The following is a 1,183-nucleotide window of genomic DNA, read 5'->3' as shown; positions in this document are numbered from 1 at the left end:
CGGAGCGCCCCGGCAGCGCCTCCGTGAGCAGCCAGGTCCCCTCCGGCGTGCGGCCGGCGTCGACCACCCGCGGCACGGGCAGCCACGCCGCCGCCCAGCGCAGCCGGGCCACCTCGCCGTCGACGTCCGGCGCGGACCCGGTCGGCGACCAGCGCAGGAACCGGTCGACGTCGTCCGGCCCGCCCCGCAGCCGGACCGTGACCCCGCCCAGGAGGTTCTGCCAGACCGGGGTGACGTCGGCCCCCCGCACCAGCCCGGCGACGGCGTCCGGCAGCGCGACGGGACCGGTCGGCAGGCTCACGGGCAGAGCCTGCGCCCCGGCCCGCCGGACCGCCAGCCTCCCTGGTCCGGACGCCCGTCGTGACCTGTCCCCTCGACGCGCGTCGCGACGTGCGGGCGCGACGTGTGCTGGCGGCGACGTCGGTCGTGACGTGTGGCGCCCCCGGCGGCGGGGCACGGTGAACGCGTGGCTGAGGTGGTGCGCGAGACCGAGCAGAAGTTCGCCGTCCCGGAGGGGTTCCAGGTGCCGGACCTCGTCGGCGCGGGACCGGTGACCGGAGTCTCCGGGCCGCAGACCCACGACCTGGTCGCCGTCTACCTCGACACCGACGACCTGCGCCTGGCCCGCGAGGGCATCACGCTGCGCCGGCGCGAGGGCGGCGACGACGCCGGCTGGCACCTCAAGCTCCCGGTCGGGGGCTCCTCGCGCGACGAGGTGCGGCTCCCGCTGGACGCCGTGCCCGACGGCGGGGTGCCCGGAGAGCTCGCCGGGCTCGTCACCGCCGTGGCGCGCGGCCTGCCCCTGGCACCGGTCGCCACGCTCAGGACCACGCGCAGCGTCACGCTGCTGCTGTCCGGCGAGGACGTGCTCGCCGAGGTGGCGCTCGACGTGGTGACGACCGACGTGGCGACGACCGACGTGGCGACCGGCAGCACGGCCGGCAGCACGGCCGACGGGGCGGCGCGGTTCGCCGAGCTGGAGCTCGAGCAGCGCCCCGGCACCGACGGGGCGGCGCTCGCCGAGGTCGTCGAACGACTGGTCGCCGCCGGCGCGGAGCCCGGCGGGCTCGTGCCCAAGCTCGTGCAGGCGCTCCGGTCCCGGGCCACCGCCCCCTCCGACGTCCCGCCGCCCCCGCGCCACGTCCCGGCCTCGGCGCCCGCCGCCGACCTGGTCCGCGCCCAC

The 1,183-nt window shown here is 78.9% G+C and carries 1 protein-coding gene and 1 pseudogene; one reads left to right on the top strand and one right to left on the bottom strand.

Translation table 11 applies throughout. The features are described from left to right. Positions 1 to 301, bottom strand: a pseudogene (locus tag WCS02_RS20485) (aminoglycoside 3'-phosphotransferase); the annotation flags it as partial. 165 nt (positions 302 to 466) lie between these two features. On the opposite strand from WCS02_RS20485, the gene WCS02_RS20480 reads away from it, so the two are divergent. Further along, positions 467 to 1,183: CYTH domain-containing protein (locus WCS02_RS20480; RefSeq protein WP_340296166.1), on the top strand; the 717-nt coding region annotated here is incomplete at its 3' end.

It is taken from the genome of Aquipuribacter hungaricus, from assembly GCF_037860755.1.
Lineage (GTDB): Bacteria > Actinomycetota > Actinomycetes > Actinomycetales > JBBAYJ01 > Aquipuribacter > Aquipuribacter hungaricus.
Note: the sequence above shows the minus strand (reverse complement) of the source record. Positions and strands in the feature narration are given on the sequence as shown.